This window comes from Nostoc sp. LPT, from assembly GCF_017115165.1.
Taxonomy (GTDB): Bacteria; Cyanobacteriota; Cyanobacteriia; order Cyanobacteriales; family Nostocaceae; genus Nostoc.
Genome location: NZ_JABXKF010000012.1, coordinates 1 through 17345, shown reverse-complemented (window position 1 = coordinate 17345; position 17345 = coordinate 1). Strand labels below are relative to the sequence as shown.

Here is a 17345-nt window from a genome sequence, read left to right as displayed (position 1 = left end):
AACTTCTCGCTGTGCTTGAGTCTCAAGCTCTTAAATACTAATTAGATAGTCAGGGCTTTCAACATCGAAATTACAGATTATCATCCTTAAAGGAGAACAACATGGCACGGCCACCCATACATCCTGGAAAAATTCTTGCTGATGAGCTTCATGAATTGCAAATGAGCGCAAGTGAGTTAGCACGTATTCTTCATGTACCAGCAAATCGTATTACTGAAATAATTAATGGTGAACGGGCAATTACTGCTGACACAGCATTACGATTAGGGCAATGGTTTGGTACTGGTGCTGAGTTATGGATGAATTTACAAAAAAATTATGAGCTTAGACTAGCTGAAGAAAAAATGGGTGAAGAAATTCAGGCAACTATTTCACCCCGGATATTACCTGAGTTAAAACAAGTCAAGGCATAAAAAAATTGAATCTTCGATTTTTTTGGATAGATAGCAAGAAACTTTGACACATTGTTTCTTACTGTGGCGAGCGCATCTGTTGAGAAAATTAATGCCAAAGAAAGTTAGGGATCTCAAGCAAATGCTTCGTCAACATGAATAAATTCAAGTACCAAGTTTTTGCTATCTATAATCAATTAGCTTTAACATTCAGCGCGTATTCTTTAAACCTTTCCAAATCAGCTTGAATTGTCGATTCAACGATCCGCCCCAAAAATAAGTTATCCATAATTTTGCCAAGAAGTCCGGGGATGGCGTAAGAAATGGTCATTTTCACAATGCTACTATTGTGGCGATCATAAAAGCGAATCGCTCCCTGATTCGGTAAACCATCAACCGATTCCCATTGGATAATTTGGTTAGGAATAACTTTGAGAATTCGGGATTGCCAATTAAATTCTAGACTGCCCGTCTTTAATTTCCAAAGAGATATATCTGGATTATCTGGCGGAATTTTCACCGAATCAATCCACTTCATCCACCGGGGCATTTGCTCCAAATCAGACCAAAGGCTCCATACTAAATCTATGGGAGCCTCTACTTCTACCTGCACAGTATGCTCTAACCAGTCTGACATTTCTTTTGTTCCTTCTCTACGAGATGCTTTGCGATTGCGTTCTTTGCACCCTTTGGAGTTCGTTATTTCTTTAAACTCTCCAAAATCACTTTTGCCGCACGTCGTCCAGAAATAGTAGCACCTTCCATGCTGTCGATATAGTCTTGCTGAGTATAACTCCCTGCAAGGAAGAAATTATCTACTGGTGTTTTTTGGTTGGGACGGTACGCATCCATCCCTGGCGCTTCCCGGTAGAGAGACTGAGCAAGTTTTACCACGCTGTACCAAGTCATATTTAGCTCCCGCGACGAGGGAAACAGTTCATGAACTTGCTTGAGAACATGTTGTGCGATCGCTTCATTACTTTGTGCAATAAACGAATCTCCCGGTGTTAGCACTAGCTGTAACAAAGACCCCTGTCCTGGGCGATAATAATCCGCAGGGCTAGTCAACGCTAAATCGGCAAAACAAGAAAAGTCAGCATCGGCTGTGTAAAGTAAATTATCGATTCCAGCCGCATGGTTTAGCTGTTTGCGTTGCTCTCCGTCGTTCAGTTCTGTTACCCAACCATCAAAGCGTAACTGCACTGTAGCCACTGGCACTGCATCCAGTTTGTAGATATTGTCAAATTCTGACCACTTACGCCACTCGTGGGGTAGGATGCGTTGAATTCCTGGAACATCACAGGCAAAAACGTAAGCATCAGCTGCGATCGTTTCTACTACATCACCTTGGGCAACTACTATACCAGTGACACGGGTTTGTTCGGCTGACTCAGTAAACTGAATTTCTCGAACTTGTCGGCGCGTGTAAACTTTGGTGCCTCTAGCTTCCAGATATTCCAGAATTGGTTTGTGTAAGTATTCAGATGGAGAACCTTCCAGCATTCGCAAAACTGAAGCTTCAGTTCTAACTGCAAATAGCTGGAATATGGTTAACATGCAACGGGCAGACATATTTTCGCAATCAATAAATCCCAATGCGTAGGCAATGGGGTTCCACATCCGCTTGATGCTGCCATTACTTCCACCATGACTGCGAAACCAATCGGCAAAGCTAACTTTATCTAAATTGCGGATAGTTTTCATCGCCCCATTAAAGTCTACCAATCCGCGAACTATCGGACTAGTACCCAAAGCGATCACATTTTGCAATTTATCCTGCAACGATAGTTGAGAAGTAGTAAAAAATGCCTTTAAACCATTGAAAGGCGCACCTGTAAGAAAGCGAAAATCTAAAGCACCAGTGCGCCCCCCTTTATTAATAAAAGTGTGGGTATGTTCCTTGAGGCGTAAGTTTTCTAACACCCCCACTTTTTTCATTAAGTCAAATAGTTGGTAGTAGCACCCGAAAAATACATGCAACCCCATTTCTAGATGGTTGCCATCTCCATCAACCCAACTGCCAACTTTACCACCGACAAAAGGACGAGATTCAAAAATCTCTACTTCACAACCAGCATCAGCTAAATCTACTGCGGTTGCTAGCCCAGCCAGTCCCGCACCTACAATTGCAACACGCATTCCGTCGTTCCTTTTCAGTTTCTTTACAGATTGTAACTGGCTTGGTGTCGGAATTTGCTACTTAATATCAACTCCAGCAGCATATTAAGGATTGCCAATATCGATACTAAAACCTCTTTGATTACTTTTTTTAGTCCCGGTAAATGACCAGACGCGATAAAAACGCGTCTGTATCATCTAGACAAACTTTTGTCCATAGCGGCGGACTCTCAAAAGTATCATAGATATTTTTTTGGTAGGAAAGCAGTTTTCTGGATAAGTCGTGAAAGTAACTTCTTAGTTGTTTGCATCTTTACTGTCGTCGGAGACAGGCAAACTTCTAATCAGTTCACGAATCACATCAGTTGCAGGTCTACCTGTTTGTTGACAATATTTTTCTAGTTTTTCTGCTTCCTGCGTTGCGAGATTAACTGTTATGCGTTTAACGGCCCATTTTTTATTTGTCATTATCATGCTATCTGCTGTATATTTAGATGGTCGAAAGAGTCTAAATTAAAGAGGGAACCGATAAGGTTATCAGAGTTTGTCTCACGAAACAAGTAATACCATTAATATTAAAAATGTTTGTTTTGTCAAAGGATCGATCATTTTCTAAAAAAATCAAAACACTACACTTTATTTGTTACTATTGTGACAGCATAAATAGTACATAGTTGCTTTTGAAGATAATAACCCTACTAACAGCATGAGTAAAGCCTGACAATGAAATTTTATAAATGAATTCGAGATACCTACTGTTGACTCAATGAAGATTTTCAAAGTTATTCTCCATTGAAAGCATTTGACCTTCTCTCTTAACTAAGTTCGTCAAACCCCCTTGGAGAGAACATCCGCTAGAACACCAAAAAATAAAGCTTCAGAATCATTATCATGCTGAAATACTGGCTTACTGGCGGGTTGCAGTGGTGTATATAGAGCGTGGATAGTCACTTATAAAGTAGGCAAATAAGCGACAAATACCCATCTGTAACCTTACTATAACCAAGAAGTTCAGGGCTACTTAAACAGTTATGAATTTTGGTTGACCTCGATCAAGCTGATTGCTTTCTAGTGCCAATATAGTAGCCAGAAAAAAGGGGACAAAACTCAGTCCACTGAGTGTAAATTGCCAATTATTTTGGTAAAATTTGACAGCAACATCTGTAATTTTACACAGATAAATTAATCCAGAATAGATGTGATGTTACTTGACTGTTGCCAATACTAATATTTTAGTTTTGTTTCATGCTTCTATAATAACTCATCGTCAGAATGCAATAAACTTTTGCATATTTTTATCTTCCTTCCAGCGATATAACTTAATTTAAAATGAGCATTTTTTTGCGATTTTTCGTATTCATCTGTTTGAAGGTTATGTAAATCATTTTTAGCCAAGTAGGGCACTATAATTTTGCCATAAAATCTTTTCCTCATATCTAAGTCAAGATATAAATTACTGCCAATAAAATTTTAATTACAACTATTTTTTATTTAGTAAATATATCTATAAAATAATTGTATATTTTAATTTTTTCGGTATTGTGTTTATTATAGCTATTATTTAAGCACTTTAAATAATCTTCATTTAGACATTAACAAAGCTATTTTTTATCCTTTATAAAAAAATTACAAAGAAAAAGATAAATATCTGAACATTTGCTTAATGATATTGATATATAACAGGATGCTAAACTCAAAAACTTGTTAAAAAAAAAGATTCCAATATCTAAGTGCATCGGTTAGGTTTGATTCAACTAGTTTTTGTAAAATAATTTTATAGATTTTTGTAGTTATTTATACTTAAAATACTCCTATAAAATAACTGAAAAACTATGAAAATACAGGTACTTCATGAAATTTAGGTAAAGTTAGCTTCTCATGATTGGTCGCCTATTAGTATTGACATATACGTGAATATTCATTACAAAGTGCCGCGCTCTGGTAGGTACGGGGATGAATAAGGCTGAGTGGAACCAGAAACGCTCTGCCTCCGGTTAATAGACTGCATAGGAGGGATGGGAAGGGTAAACGTTAACAGACAGACAAAGCCTTCCCCTTTTCCTCTCTTAAATGCAGTTTCAGTCAATATGCCAATCAAATACACATCAACTTAATTTCTCATACCGATAATTTTAGATTCAGGATTACAGTAATTCATGCAATTAATCAAATTTAAGTTGGGGCATAAGTTGGAGAGTGCCAATACCTAAATTTTTTGGTGAAAGCGATCGCCCTTCAAACAAAGCCATCATATCTCGTAACTGAGGATTGCCACGGGAGGCTCCCGTTAGTCCTTTGGCAATGATTAAACCACAGTAGCCCTTAGTATTTTTACACCGCTGATTCCATTTTTTTCGGGCTTCAACATGAATCGGATCTTCATCTAAAAATTCACCAAATAGGAACAATTCGCCGTTTTGAGTTTGCAATAAACCCAGGTCGTAGCGATCGCCATCAAAGGGATCGGCACCTGGATTAAAGCAAATTGCTCTCAATCCGCCTGCTGCTTCAATTCTTTCAATTACAGTCTTCGCCTTGGGTCGGGAGGTTTGAATTAAAATCACCGGCAAACCATCACCCACTTGTTTGATTTCACTAGCCTGATGGTAGCTGACCCCCTTTCGTAGAGAATCCAACATTTCCCAGGACACTACACCTAAACTGAGGAAGGAATCTTCTGGTATCAAGTCATCTCGCAATGATTGGAAATCAAGATTGTCAATCTCGCGATCGTCAATACCAAAGCCTGTCATTTCCTCTAATTCTGCTGCTAACTGCGGCATGGTAGAGACTGTTACAGCTACAGATTTAGTTGATTCTTCTGACTGCGGCAGAGAAATGCGATAGCGACGGCTGAGGGTAGGAAAGATGTCCTTATGAAGTTGGCGACGATGATCGCGAATAAAGCGACTCAGGCTTTCGATCGCAACCAAGATTACCAATGCTTCTTCGTCATACAAAACAGATCGTAGTCCTTCTAAGGGGTGGATATTACCAAAAGTAGGGTCAATTTCTGATAATGGCAGATCCGCCAAATCATCTTCTTCATCGTCATCTTCATCAGTTTCGTCAACGCTCTCAAAAGTGAGAAACAAGCAATCTTGCTTGAGGAACGCTTCTTCTAGATGCTCTGTTGATTCTTCATCTGTTAGAACTGCGGCACGAAACTGTTTTAAAGACTCTTCTGAGCGATAAAACAAAATCCCATACTCCATTCCCAGCATTCCCATGACTGAGGCGTAGAGTGTGCCAACATCCCACTTATTAATCTCGATTGACAAAATTTGCTGTTCTTCCAAAAATTCCCAAGGTGCTGCTTGCCAAATTGCAAATGCTTTCTCTCGCAAGATTTGCGCATACTGTGGGGGTAAGTCAGGGGTTTGACTATCGAGGATATCGGCGAATCCACGAAATAGTTCGTCAATTAAAGGCAGTTCTGGCGCGTAGTCAATAGCGATATCCAAATCTTGTAACACTCCCCGCAGGTAAAATTGAATCTCGCGGTCTTTGACTACAATTCTTTGAGGTCTGGCAGGTCTTGCTGGACTTTGAGGATGCTCCATTGCTTGCATTAAGGTGCGAACTATTGCTTCTGGGCCGACATCTGAAGCTACCACGTCCATTCCTCGAACAACACCTTGGGAGTAATCTACCCAAAGAATGCATTCTCCCTTTGCCTCTGAATCTGACAGCTGGTTTGGTGATGACAACGGACGGCGATCGCCCTCCCATACAGAAGGAATTTGAGTTAATTTCTTCAACCGACGACTGGTAGAGCGATTAAAACTTGTCATAGAGATCAAAAGAAGCAATTTGGAAGTAAACTTTGAGGGCTAGCTAGCCTCGGATTAAATTTTTATGGCTGCACCTGAAGGGTGGTTGCTTCTCAGGCTGCCGCAAGGCTTGAATTTTAAGAATACTGAATGTATAAACACATTGAGTCTCTCAATTCTAGAATAGAAATCTTTGGCTACTTTTGACGGAGTGTTTACAATTTGGCATCTAGCAACATCTAAGCCGCTAGAATGAATACAAAAACACTTAACGAGCAACCCAGAAGCATTAACAAGCCGATATAGGGTAAAGCTTATACTAATTAAGGAGTTGAAAAGCAGATGACACAAGCAATTGAAGCTCAACAACGCGGAATTCTGTTGAGCGAAGCCGCATTGCACCAGGTAAAATCTCTCCGGGACAAGCAAGGCACAGACTTGTGCTTACGGGTAGGAGTACGTCAGGGTGGCTGTTCTGGGATGTCTTACATGATGGACTTTGAAGACACTAGCAAGATCGCCCCTCATGATGAAGTTTTTGACTATGATGGCTTCAAAATTGTCAGCGATCGCAAGAGTCTGTTATATCTCTACGGTTTAATGCTCGATTACAGCGATGCCATGATTGGCGGTGGTTTCCAATTTACTAACCCCAATGCTAATCAAACTTGTGGTTGCGGCAAGTCATTTGGGGTGTAATATTGTCAGTTGTCATTTGTCCCTGATTATTGGACGAAAGACAAATCACAAATGACCCTTCGGGTGACGCTCGTACCTCGCTACCGCTACGCTAGCGCCAGTTGCTCATGGGGGAAACCCCCAAGACCGCACTCGACTCACCAATGACTAATGACTCATGATTAATTTACTATGACTCAAACAGTTGAATCCCTGTTTGATACAGGTTTAGAACGCTATAAAGCAGGAGAATCAGCAGAATCTTTAATCCCCGTGTTTAAAGAAGTGTGCGATCGCGCTCCTAAAACTAGTGCAGCTTGGGTTTGTTTAGCGTGGTTGTATCTACTCGATAACAAACCTAATTTGGCTTACAAAGCTGGACAAAAGGCAGTCAAGTTAAATCCACAAGATCCCCAGGCTAGAATCAATCTCGCCTTAGCAATGCTGGAAACAAAGCAAAAAGGTTTGCGGGAACACATTGATATAGCACAGCAGTTGATTTTTGTCAACGATGAATGGAGTGATGAAATAAAAAATAGTATTGAGGACGGTTTAAATAGAAAACCAGATTGGCAAAGTTTAACAAAGGTTAAAAATTGGCTGTTTGAAAAGTAGAGGATGGGGACTGGGAACTGGAGGTTAGGGACAACGAGGAAAAGGGAGAATTTATTAAAGTAACTCTCTAGGTTGTCTCTTCCCAATGCCCAATGCCCATTACCCAATGCCCAATGCCCAATGCCCATTACCCAATCCAATCATGAAAGATAAATTGTTAAATTGGCTAAACATGGTTTTAGTCGCCGATGTTTTTTTGGTTTTGTTTGGCTTTGGCTGGTTAGCGATCGCTGCGATCGGTGATGCCGCAGGAGTAAACCTGGGTTTGGATTTGTGGCATAAACTGTGGCAACCCTTGTTCAACCCCGCAATTGGCATTCTCATGGGCGGTGCTATTCTCAGCGGTATTATCAGTTGGGTTTCCAAAAAATTTCTTTCTAGTCAATAGTCACTAATAGGGTATAGGGGGTAGGGTGTAGGGTATAGGGAGGACGGCATTGGTCGAGGCAAGTGATAATGACCTTTTGCTACGGCGGTGAATTGACAAGGCAAGTGATATTGATGGTTGTTGGGGCTCTCTAGAAGCTGCAACCCCACACCCCAAACCTGCAACCCCGCCCCACGGACGGGGCTTGGTCAAAAAATCAGGTATGGGGCATGAGGCATAGAGGATTGGGCATTGGGCACAAGAGGCAGAGAGAGGTAAAAAACTTACTGCAACTTCTTCCCTGCTTCTCTGCTCCCTTGCTCCCCTGCTTTTCCACTTCCTCATCCCCATTACCCCTTATCCCCAGAGGGGGCCCCACCTTCCCCAATCCCGTTTAATTAAGAATTTGTGTTAATGCCGATTGCAAATTAGGATATTTGTATTCAAAACCTGTTTGCACGGCGCGTTTTGGGATAACTTGCTGACCTTCTAAAACTACTATAGCCCCGTCTCCTAAAAGAGCTTCGATCGCAAAAGCAGGAACAGGCAACCAAGAAGGTCGATTCATCACTTGTCCCAAAGTTTGGCTTAAATCTGCCATTCGGACTGGGTTAGGGGCAGTGGCATTATATACATCTTCTATTTCTGGTTTAGTTAAAGCTTGCAAAATCAGGTTAACTAAATCGTCTACGTGAATCCATGAGAACCACTGCCGACCACTGCCAATAGGCCCGCCAGCAAAGAGTTTGAAAGGCGGAATCATTTTACTTAAAGCACCACCATTGCCCAAGACAATCCCAAAACGCAGAATTACCAGTCGCACACCAGCATCTTTTACTTTTCTCGCCTCAGCTTCCCAAGCTTGGCAGACTTGGGCAAGAAAATCGTTACCAGATAGACTGGTTTCATCAAAGGTAGCAGTTTCACTGGTGCCGTAGTAGCCAATCGCCGAAGCGTTAATTAACACAGATGGGAGGCAGCGCGTTGCGGGGGTTCCCACGTCACTCCCCCCAACGGAGGGAACCTCCGCAAGGGGGTGGCTCCCCGTTGTAGCGACTGCCGTTTTAGGATTAGCATTGGCTATTGCTTCAACTATTTTTTGTGTACCTAACTTTCGGCTATTGAAGATTTCTTGTTTCCGTTCTGGTGTCCAGCGTCCTTCACCAATAGGTTCTCCGGCCAAATTAACTACGCCATCACAACTAGCGATGACACTTTGCCAAGAACCAGATGCATTTGGTGTATAGGCAACAATTTCTACATTAGGGAAAGCCTCAGATGGAAAAACCTTTTGCGCAAAAGTGGTATTCCGAGTTAATACTACTATTTTGTGACCTTCTCTATGTAATCGTTGTATTAAACGACTACCGACAAATCCTGTTGCTCCAGTAATTGCGATTTTCATTTTCTACCTCAGCCAAACCTTTATTGTAAAGTTTTCGATCAAACTTTCAGCTTACCAAAGAGGCAAGATACAGGAGGCAAGAGACAGGAGGAAGAAAACATATTTTTTGCCCTCTGCCACTTTCTTCTAGATCGAGTAAATTTATTTATGTTCGCGGAGCGTGTCTTAGACAAGAAAGAATAAAATATGTATTTCGAGCGGAAAGTGCCACAAAAAATACTGCGTCCTTATAAAAACCCCGTTCAGTTGACGCTCACGGAACGCCTAAATTTATTTATCGGGTTTACCTCCTGCCTCCTGCCTTCTGCCTCTTCGTTGACTGGATATCTAGGAGTACCTGCTCTCAAAAACTTTGATTTTTTAATGACTTTATATTTAGATACTTCGGTATTATAGGATGGACGGAGTGTTGCAAGGCTTGGGGCTATTATGGCTCGCTATACCTGTTCATTTATTGTTTCTGTTCCTAGTGACCATCTGTTGCCGTTACTTGTAGAACTTCTACAGGACTGTCAGTTGGATATTCAATATCACACAGCCGAATATATTATCGGTCGTGAGGTTCCTGGAAATGTTCCTTTTCCTAAATTAATAACAGTAGAAGTACTGATTGATAAATCAAAATCTACTGAAACAGAAACCCGGATGAGTATTGTAATTAAAAATGAAGAACTACCACTCCACCTAGATAATTACTGCCGACAAATGTTTGAGTTAATCAAGCAAGCTATTGAAAGTAGCCGCCATTGGCATTTGATTGAAAGTATTGCAGGATAGCTTTGGCGATTAGAATTCATACTCCCACGGCTTGAAGTCGTGGAAGTGTCAGACTGTGATTGGTAGTTATAATTCACTCTCCTACTCCTCTAAATCCTCGGCCATACCGGGGTTTATTAGTGTAATATCGTACTCACTCGCATCCGTTTGTCCTAAACGCTGAGTATTTCTTAAAAGGTAATAAATGGCACGTACTTGAGGCCCAAAAACGATCTCGTCTTCATTTCTGAGATCGTGGGCTGGTATCTTGCGTCCATTAATCATCAAACCGTTGGAACTAGGCTTACCTTTGGCATCGCCATCTACAATCCGGTAATAGTAGCTATGACTATTATGCTCTCGTGGCAATCTCACTAATGTGGCATGGCGGCGGGAGACAAACTGCGACATTAAACGGATATTACATTCGCGGTCTCTACCAATAGAGTAGACGGGGTGCTCCAGAGAAAATTCTTTGCGACCTTGATCGTCTTCAATAATCAGTAGATGGTTTTCATTGGTTTCTGCTGCCATTGACAAATCGGTGGAACTGTAATTGATTAATATTTGTTTTGTATCGTATTTTGCCATTTTCGCGCACCATCAGTCTGTAGTGCTAATTTAAATAAGCTTTAAAATTGCATAATACCTTGAAAGAGTAGAACATGGCCGTTCTACTCCAGTAGCTATGATAGCTTTAGTAAGTGTCTCAAAAAGCTTTATGAACTGGTAAAAGTTGAATACCGACTCAGTTTAATCTACAGACGATGAGCGAATCGCCGTAATAATATTGAGTTGGTAACGACGCTAACAGAGCTAAAAGCCATTAATGCAGCAGCACCAGATGGGTTAAGAACAAAACCCAGACTAGGCAATAAAACACCTGCTGCTAAAGGAATGCCAAGTGTATTATATGCAAAAGCCCAGAATAAATTTTGGCGGATTTTGTTGAAGGTGGCGCGACTAAGCTGAATAGATTCGACGACATCGTTTAGGCGATCGCGCATTAGGATAATTTCAGCAGTTTCCATCGCCACATCTGTCCCGGAGTGTAAAGCAATTCCGACATCAGCTTGGGATAAAGCTGGAGCATCATTGATTCCATCTCCGACCATTGCCACAACTGAGTGCTGAGTGCTGAGTGCTGAGTGCTGAGTTAGGAGTGAGAAGTTAGGAGTTTTCTTTATCCCCTTGTCTCCTTGTCCCCCTTGTCTACTTGTTCCTTCTAACTGGAGAGACTGGATTGCCGCTGCTTTTTTCGCTGGGGGAACACCTGCGATTACATCAGCGCTATCTAATCCTAATTGTTTGGCTATGGCGCTAGCTGCTTCTTTGCGATCGCCACTGAGCAACATTACCCGTAAGCCGATCTGACGCAACTTCTCTACGGTGGATCGAGCATCCGATCTGAGGGTATCAGAAACACCAATTAGTCCGGCTAAAGTTCCCCCAATTGCGACGCAAACGACTGTTTTACCATCTGTTGCCAAATCCTGTGCTACCTGTTGTGCGGTTTCGTTAATCGCAATGCCGTGCCAACTCAACCATTCCCAGTTACCCAACAATACAACTGTGCCCTCTACTACAGCAGATACCCCTAGCCCTGGTTCTGTGTGAAAGTCTACAGCCTCTGGAATAGATAACTGTTGCCGTTGTGCTTCTTGCTGAATCGCTTTTGCTAGGGGATGGTGAGTACCGCTTTCTACGGCTGCTGCTAGTTGGAGTAGCGATGAGGGGGATGAGGGGGATGAGGAAGAATAATGATGTTTGCTTACTCCATCATCTCCCCCATCTCCCCCATCTCCCCCTACTCCTCCAATTAACAGACAATCTGTCACGATAGGATTACCTGTGGTGAGAGTGCCAGTTTTATCAAATACTACGGTGTCTAACTGGTGTACTCTTTCTAAAACGTCGCCACCTTTGATTAACAGACCCCGTTCTGCGCCCATAGCAGTTCCAACAAGAATGGCTGTTGGTGTGGCAAGTCCCAAAGCACAGGGACAGGCGACTACCATAACTGCGATCGCTAGTTTTAAGCTGATTAGGAGTGATGTTAGCGGATAGCTAGGGTTTAGCCCGTGCTGAGTGCTGAGTGCTGAGTGGTGGGCTTCATGTGTAGCGTGGCTGATCATTTCCATGCCACCAGACATGGTGATATCAGTCCAGATGTGAGTTCCGAAAAAGTACCAAAAGACAAATGTTAAGACAGATGCTGTCAACACCCCGTAGGTAAAGTAACCTGCTACTGTATCTGCTAATTTCTGTACTGGGGCTTTCCGAGTTTGGGCGGCTTCTACTAGGGCGACAATTTGAGCTAGAGTTGTATCACTTCCAATACGGGTTGCCTGAATAGCGATCGCTCCTGACTGGTTTAGCGTCCCTCCTGTCACCATATCTCCTGGTTTCTTGATTACTGGCACTGCTTCCCCAGTTAGCATTGATTCATCAACCGTTGTTTGACCAACCACTACTTCACCATCAACGGGGATTTTATCACCTGGCAGCACTTGTAAGCATTCACCGACACGCACCTGTTCAGCAGGAATCTCAACACTAGAAGAACCCATTCCGGCTTTCTCTGGGTTGGCAATCAATCGCGCTAACAGTGGCTGGAGTGCTAGTAATTTCCTAAATGCAGCAGCCGCGCGACCTCTAGCTTGTTGCTCTAATGTCCTTCCTAAGAGAATAAAGCCCAGCATCATTACTGGTTCGTCAAAGAAGCATTCCCAACCCAATTGAGGAAAAAGCAGCGCTACTAAACTAGCAATGTAGGCTGTCAGCGTTCCCAATCCTACCAGGGTATTCATGTTAGGCGCATTTCGTTGCCAGCCCAACCAGCCATCTACTAAAATCGGGCGGCCGGGAATTAACAGCGCTACTGTCGCCAGTCCACAGTGAAACCAGATGTTATTTAGCACAGGCAGCACTGAGCTACCAAGATTACCAAAATGTCCACTTCCCGACAATATCAGCAACACCGCAGCGATCGCCAACTGCCATAGAGAAGAACGCATTTCTCGGCGTTGTCGTTCTGCTGGGTCTGGTAAGGTCGATATTTCACCTACTACTGTGCCACTAGCTTTTCGGGGTTGAGTCGGGAATCCAACGGCTGTTAATCGCTGTGCCAGTGCATCTGCATCTACCGCACCAACTTCTGACTCTACAACTGCTACCTCTGTGGCCAGGTTCACACAGGCACTCTTGACTCCTGGATGTTGGGTCAGCTGTCGCTCTACTGCGTTCACACACCCAGCACACTTCATACCCCCAACATCTAGAATAATCTTCTCTAGGATTGGGTCAAGTTCTAGGGCTGGCTTAGTTTTCGGGACAAGTTGCATGGCTTGTGTTTAGATTCGCTACAGAAATTCAACGCCTGACTAAAAGCGTCTCTAATTCGAGCGTAGGCTAAATATGGAACTATGACTCAATGTCAACCATATTAAAATTATTAATTTATCGTACTTCGTTGAGCATGAACGACTATCGCTGTACTTAATTCAAGATTCCAAGTTCCCAGATTTATCTCTAGGGTTTTGAATTTGGAATTTTAAATTTGGAATTTTAAATTCCCCTACAGGGGGTTGACAGTTCCAACGTCGATAAGTGACATAAATAATAGCTGCTACCTGCATTGGCGCGATCGCAATCAGGTTTTTTAAGAAATAGTTGATTTCTAAATGAGACATAACACTAAAATATCCTAAGCCTAACAAGAAGAACATTGCCCAGTTAAGCTGTTTAGGTTTGAAAATGAGCATATCAATAAAAATAAATAATAGGAGGTAAAAGTGCTGTATAACTTCTGCTAAAGGTAAAGGGTGAAGCGGAAGGGAAAAAGGATGTTTCTTTTGTCACTGCCCTTTATCCCCGAGCTTTTGCTGCAATCTTAAGCTTAAAAGCGTCTGTTACCATCTGCTTCCAGTAAGAAGGCTATTCTTGCACTAGAACCAGCCCTGCTTATTCGCAAAATAGGTATTTACAAATCCTTCAGGGGATTTATTTAAGTAGATCATGCCTTCAATTAGACCTACAAGTTGCATAATTAACAAAGCAACGCCGTAGGTGAAAGAACCCCCAACTACAGAAATCACTAACATGATAAAGCCTTCCGAAGCGTATCCTAGAATAAATTTATGAACCCCAAATGCTCCCAGGATAATGCCACAGTAACCAGCTAGAAGTTGTTTGGTAGGGTGACTTGGGTTGAGATTTGCCATATAAGTGCTGCTCCTTGATAAGTGAGTATAAAAATAAAGTCCTTATTGTAATGGAAGCAAATATATTTACTTACTTAATAAATAGATTTTTAATTTTTTCAGTACAAGTAAGTTCAAGACGAATAATTAAAATCAGCTTCTATTCCAGAGGAAACACCAAGATGTCTTGCAGTATATGCCGATCTGGCGCTCCTTGATGACTTTTGGTGGATTTGACGATCGCAAACCCTAATGCAGCAGTTTTGCAGATTTTTAGCTCAGACGTTTATCTTGAGCAAAAGCTGCTATTTACACTACTTTTTACAAATCCATCAGTATTATTTCCGGATTCTTTTGCGTAAGCGTAGCCTGTCTGTAGAAATCGCTTCCAGCACAAGTGAAACGCCATCGCACTAATCACAAGACCAACTGTGTGGTTAGTGGAAATTTAGAAGAAGCGCAAAAAGCATCTTCCATATCTTTACTAACCACTTTTTAGTTACCAATTCCTACTTCCATGAGCGCAAACCGGAATTGCATTCCAATTCATGACAGCTAAAAATGGTTCAAGAAGACAAATAACATCTCGAAAATGGCTAAAATCTACTTGAATGAGAATAAATGCTTAACTAGATAGTTTGTTGTCTATGTTAATAGCATTCTTTAATTTGCTTTTGCCATTATCTTAATTGGCTTTTCAGCTAGTATTTATGCTTATAACCAATTATTATTAGTAAATTGTCTCTATCTATGCAGATAAAATCAGATATTTTCCTTTTTGGCAACAGTACTATATTTGTTTTAATTACTACCTAAAACAAACAAACTTAATAGTGTACCACTATTCCAGAGGCTGTGAAGGAGCATAGGAGCGAGGAGATTGCGCGATCGCGTGTAAACTACTCCCAACACAATGCCCAATGCGGTTAGGGGGAGAATTTCTGATAAGCTGAGGTGAGCGATCGCAAACAATAAACTACTGATCAGAATCGATCCCCATACGGGTAAGTAACGAGTTAGAGAGGGTAACAAAAAACCGCGAAATAGGATTTCTTCAAAAAATGGAGCGGCGATCGCAGCTGTGGAGAAAAATATGCCAAGTGCTATACCATCTTGGCTTTCCAGCGCTAGTTGCAACAGAGGATTACTCCCACCCTGTCCTTGCCATAGCTGCTGATTAATCAAAGATACCACCACAACTACAGGTAAAGCCGTGCAATAGCCTCCCAGTCCCCACAAAAACCAGTTATCTTGAAAACGGAAGCGAAACCAGAATTCTGGTAGTGGAAAAAAGCGCTTGAGAGAGAAATACAGCACTAACAACGCACCTAATGCTACTAAGAAGTAACTAACCAAAACAGAAAACGCCTGAAGTCGCACATCCACAATGGGACGCGGGATGGGTAGCAGTGATATTACCAAGGGCACAAAAATTTGCCCCATAAAGAAAAAGCCGATGATAAAAACCTCCAAAACCGTTTCACCACCCCAAGGCGTTGACCAAGGGATATCAGCATTTTGAGCTAATAACGAGGCTTTTCCTTTCAACAAGCGTTGAGCAAATAATAAAATCAGCAGTATTAAACCAATTAAAGCTGCCAAAGTGGGAATAGTGCCAATAACCACCAATTTCACCACTGCTTGAGCAGAAGATTCTTGTTGTGCAGCTTTTACTGCTGATAACGCATCTTGTCGTTGCTGGAGTTGGTATAACTTAACCAAAGCAGTAGAGCGAAACCAACCTTCTAAATTCTTTTGAATTGGTTCTTGAGCATTTGGGAGGATACGGGGAGGATTGCTCCACAGTCCAGTCAATACAGCGGCAGTTTCCCCAAACCCTGGATTAATATCTGAGCGTTGTTGTAATTCGCTCCAAGTCTTGAAGGCTGTATCCGTCTGTCCTTGCTGTGCTTGTAAAATTCCCAAGCGCAGGTCTAATTCAGCCAGTAATTTTTGTAATTGCTTAGACTGTTGTAACTGTTGCTCTCCCTGTTTAGACGTTTCAATAGTGGGAGGAGCATCCGGTAGAGGTTTCGGAGGTATGGGAGTTATTTCCGCTTGAGAGCGTAATTGTGCAAGTTTGTTATTAACTTTGTCTAAATTAGCTTGAACTGATTGACGCGCCTCCTGGTACTGCTTTGTAGCGCTTTCTAGAGGTTGCTCACCAAGTATTGCTTCCTGAATCGCTTGAAGTTTGTCATCACCGCTATCTTCTGATTGCCAAGCTTGAGCTTGTAAAGCAATATTTGTTTGGTATAGTTCTAAACGACTTTGAAATTGAGGTTCTTGCCAACTACCGAATAAAGCCGAAACTGCTAACAGAACTGCTATCGGCGTCATCACAAAAAATAAAACCAACCGCTTGAGTGTCATCTATCCTCCTTTAACTGACCAGTGGAGAGCGCGTCCCCCTTGGGAATTATCGCAAGAAAAAGTCAGAGGTGGATAGATATCATCAATATTATAAGTTTGCGATGAATGTGCGATGCTTGCGGTTTTTGCTAGCCTATGCACCCACGATGTTAAATTACAGTAGTGTTCTCCCACTTTGAGGAAGCTGATAATCTTTGTTTTGAGCGATGAATCACTCACTACGAACTAGGATTTTATTTTATGTTTAATTATGCCTACTATACCTAGTTACTAAGTCTCATACCATTTCTTTGTGAGGCTGTGCCAAATTTTCTTTCTTCCTTTGTGTCCTTTGCGCCCTTCTCTAACGAGACGCTGCGCGAATGCGGTTCGTTTATTATATAATTTGGCGCATCTTTATACAGAATTGGTATCACCAGTTTAACTTAATACAGCATTTCATTAATTTGTAGCGAATTAAATTTGGCAATACCTTGCAATACCAATGCATCCCGATACGATGTTAATGCGTCCCTCTGCAATGCCAATGCATCCCCATACAATGTTAATGCGTCCCTCTACAATGCTATTGCATCCCGATACAATGTTAATGCGTCCCTCTGCAATGCCAATGCATCCCGATACAATGTTAATGCGTCCCTCTGCAATGCCAATGCATCCCGATAC

The 17345-nt window shown here is 41.9% G+C and carries 17 protein-coding genes; 7 read left to right on the top strand and 10 right to left on the bottom strand.

Going from position 1 to position 17345, the window contains the following annotated elements:
• Positions 1-101: 101 nt before the first annotated feature.
• Positions 102-413 (top strand): HigA family addiction module antitoxin, encoded by a 312-nt coding sequence (locus HWQ58_RS02425; RefSeq protein ID WP_292857266.1) that lies wholly within the window; start codon positions 102-104, stop codon positions 411-413.
• 172 nt (positions 414-585) lie between these two features.
• Here the strand turns inward: HWQ58_RS02425 and HWQ58_RS02420 are convergent, their stop codons facing one another.
• From HWQ58_RS02420 to HWQ58_RS02405, 4 genes are all read right to left on the bottom strand, one after another.
• Positions 586-1029: an SRPBCC family protein gene (locus tag HWQ58_RS02420; protein ID WP_292857263.1), complete on the bottom strand. Its 444-nt coding sequence runs from the start codon at positions 1027-1029 to the stop codon at positions 586-588.
• A 62-nt stretch (positions 1030-1091) separates the two neighbouring features.
• Positions 1092-2531 carry a 9,9'-di-cis-zeta-carotene desaturase gene (gene zds, locus HWQ58_RS02415; protein ID WP_292857261.1) on the bottom strand — a complete coding sequence of 480 codons (1440 nt, stop codon included), beginning with the start codon at positions 2529-2531 and terminating at the stop codon, positions 1092-1094.
• Positions 2532-2807: 276 nt separating this feature from the next.
• Positions 2808-2984, bottom strand: coding sequence for a CopG family transcriptional regulator (locus tag HWQ58_RS02410; RefSeq protein ID WP_292857258.1), 177 nt, complete (start codon positions 2982-2984; stop codon positions 2808-2810).
• A gap of 1688 nt (positions 2985-4672) precedes the next feature.
• Positions 4673-6304, bottom strand: a complete 1632-nt coding sequence (locus HWQ58_RS02405; protein ID WP_292857255.1) for a hypothetical protein — start codon at positions 6302-6304, stop codon at positions 4673-4675.
• 321 nt (positions 6305-6625) lie between these two features.
• Between HWQ58_RS02405 and HWQ58_RS02400 the strand changes: the two genes are divergently transcribed.
• The 3 genes from HWQ58_RS02400 (at position 6626) to HWQ58_RS02390 (ending at position 7964) form a co-directional block, all read left to right on the top strand.
• Positions 6626-6982: an iron-sulfur cluster assembly accessory protein gene (locus tag HWQ58_RS02400; protein WP_292857252.1), complete on the top strand. Its 357-nt coding sequence runs from the start codon at positions 6626-6628 to the stop codon at positions 6980-6982.
• Between the two features lie 171 nt (positions 6983-7153).
• Positions 7154-7576: a hypothetical protein gene (locus HWQ58_RS02395; protein ID WP_292857249.1), complete on the top strand. Its 423-nt coding sequence runs from the start codon at positions 7154-7156 to the stop codon at positions 7574-7576.
• A 142-nt stretch (positions 7577-7718) separates the two neighbouring features.
• The gene (locus HWQ58_RS02390) at positions 7719-7964 is read left to right on the top strand and encodes a hypothetical protein (protein WP_292857247.1); all 246 of its coding nucleotides are present in this window, start codon (positions 7719-7721) and stop codon (positions 7962-7964) included.
• A gap of 373 nt (positions 7965-8337) precedes the next feature.
• Here the strand turns inward: HWQ58_RS02390 and HWQ58_RS02385 are convergent, their stop codons facing one another.
• A complete protein-coding gene (locus HWQ58_RS02385) occupies positions 8338-9348 on the bottom strand; it encodes a TIGR01777 family oxidoreductase (protein ID WP_292857245.1) in 1011 nt (336 codons plus the stop codon).
• 186 nt (positions 9349-9534) lie between these two features.
• Here HWQ58_RS02385 and HWQ58_RS02380 point away from each other — a divergent pair, with 186 nt between their 5' ends.
• Both HWQ58_RS02380 and HWQ58_RS02375 read left to right on the top strand, forming a co-directional pair.
• A complete protein-coding gene (locus HWQ58_RS02380; protein WP_292857242.1) occupies positions 9535-9744 on the top strand; it encodes a hypothetical protein in 210 nt (69 codons plus the stop codon).
• Positions 9745-9777: 33 nt separating this feature from the next.
• Positions 9778-10125 carry a hypothetical protein gene (locus tag HWQ58_RS02375; protein ID WP_292857239.1) on the top strand — a complete coding sequence of 116 codons (348 nt, stop codon included), beginning with the start codon at positions 9778-9780 and terminating at the stop codon, positions 10123-10125.
• 81 nt (positions 10126-10206) lie between these two features.
• Here the strand turns inward: HWQ58_RS02375 and HWQ58_RS02370 are convergent, their stop codons facing one another.
• From HWQ58_RS02370 to HWQ58_RS02350, 5 genes are all read right to left on the bottom strand, one after another.
• Positions 10207-10695, bottom strand: a complete 489-nt coding sequence (locus HWQ58_RS02370; RefSeq protein WP_292857236.1) for an FHA domain-containing protein — start codon at positions 10693-10695, stop codon at positions 10207-10209.
• Positions 10696-10862: 167 nt separating this feature from the next.
• Positions 10863-13448, bottom strand: coding sequence for a heavy metal translocating P-type ATPase (locus HWQ58_RS02365; protein WP_292857233.1), 2586 nt, complete (start codon positions 13446-13448; stop codon positions 10863-10865).
• Between the two features lie 159 nt (positions 13449-13607).
• Positions 13608-13868: a hypothetical protein gene (locus tag HWQ58_RS02360; RefSeq protein WP_292857230.1), complete on the bottom strand. Its 261-nt coding sequence runs from the start codon at positions 13866-13868 to the stop codon at positions 13608-13610.
• A 183-nt stretch (positions 13869-14051) separates the two neighbouring features.
• Positions 14052-14327, bottom strand: a complete 276-nt coding sequence (locus tag HWQ58_RS02355; protein ID WP_292857228.1) for an NINE protein — start codon at positions 14325-14327, stop codon at positions 14052-14054.
• Positions 14328-15107: 780 nt separating this feature from the next.
• Complete coding sequence (locus HWQ58_RS02350; RefSeq protein ID WP_292857225.1) at positions 15108-16679, bottom strand: type II CAAX endopeptidase family protein; 1572 nt, start codon at positions 16677-16679, stop codon at positions 15108-15110.
• A gap of 484 nt (positions 16680-17163) precedes the next feature.
• On the opposite strand from HWQ58_RS02350, the gene HWQ58_RS02345 reads away from it, so the two are divergent.
• On the top strand, positions 17164-17345 hold a 182-nt coding region (locus tag HWQ58_RS02345), incomplete at its 3' end, for a hypothetical protein (RefSeq protein ID WP_292857222.1).

Excerpts from the sequence above, each read along its gene's own strand:
- HWQ58_RS02425 (WP_292857266.1), top strand. The coding sequence starts at position 102 with ATGGCACGGCCACCCATACATCCTGGAAAAATTCTTGCTGATGAGCTT.
- HWQ58_RS02420 (WP_292857263.1), bottom strand. The coding sequence starts at position 1,029 with ATGTCAGACTGGTTAGAGCATACTGTGCAGGTAGAAGTAGAGGCTCCC.
- zds (WP_292857261.1), bottom strand. The coding sequence starts at position 2,531 with ATGCGTGTTGCAATTGTAGGTGCGGGACTGGCTGGGCTAGCAACCGCA.
- HWQ58_RS02410 (WP_292857258.1), bottom strand. The coding sequence starts at position 2,984 with ATGATAATGACAAATAAAAAATGGGCCGTTAAACGCATAACAGTTAAT.
- HWQ58_RS02405 (WP_292857255.1), bottom strand. The coding sequence starts at position 6,304 with ATGACAAGTTTTAATCGCTCTACCAGTCGTCGGTTGAAGAAATTAACT.
- HWQ58_RS02400 (WP_292857252.1), top strand. The coding sequence starts at position 6,626 with ATGACACAAGCAATTGAAGCTCAACAACGCGGAATTCTGTTGAGCGAA.
- HWQ58_RS02395 (WP_292857249.1), top strand. The coding sequence starts at position 7,154 with ATGACTCAAACAGTTGAATCCCTGTTTGATACAGGTTTAGAACGCTAT.
- HWQ58_RS02390 (WP_292857247.1), top strand. The coding sequence starts at position 7,719 with ATGAAAGATAAATTGTTAAATTGGCTAAACATGGTTTTAGTCGCCGAT.
- HWQ58_RS02385 (WP_292857245.1), bottom strand. The coding sequence starts at position 9,348 with ATGAAAATCGCAATTACTGGAGCAACAGGATTTGTCGGTAGTCGTTTA.
- HWQ58_RS02380 (WP_292857242.1), top strand. The coding sequence starts at position 9,535 with ATGTATTTCGAGCGGAAAGTGCCACAAAAAATACTGCGTCCTTATAAA.
- HWQ58_RS02375 (WP_292857239.1), top strand. The coding sequence starts at position 9,778 with ATGGCTCGCTATACCTGTTCATTTATTGTTTCTGTTCCTAGTGACCAT.
- HWQ58_RS02370 (WP_292857236.1), bottom strand. The coding sequence starts at position 10,695 with ATGGCAAAATACGATACAAAACAAATATTAATCAATTACAGTTCCACC.
- HWQ58_RS02365 (WP_292857233.1), bottom strand. The coding sequence starts at position 13,448 with ATGCAACTTGTCCCGAAAACTAAGCCAGCCCTAGAACTTGACCCAATC.
- HWQ58_RS02360 (WP_292857230.1), bottom strand. The coding sequence starts at position 13,868 with ATGCTCATTTTCAAACCTAAACAGCTTAACTGGGCAATGTTCTTCTTG.
- HWQ58_RS02355 (WP_292857228.1), bottom strand. The coding sequence starts at position 14,327 with ATGGCAAATCTCAACCCAAGTCACCCTACCAAACAACTTCTAGCTGGT.
- HWQ58_RS02350 (WP_292857225.1), bottom strand. The coding sequence starts at position 16,679 with ATGACACTCAAGCGGTTGGTTTTATTTTTTGTGATGACGCCGATAGCA.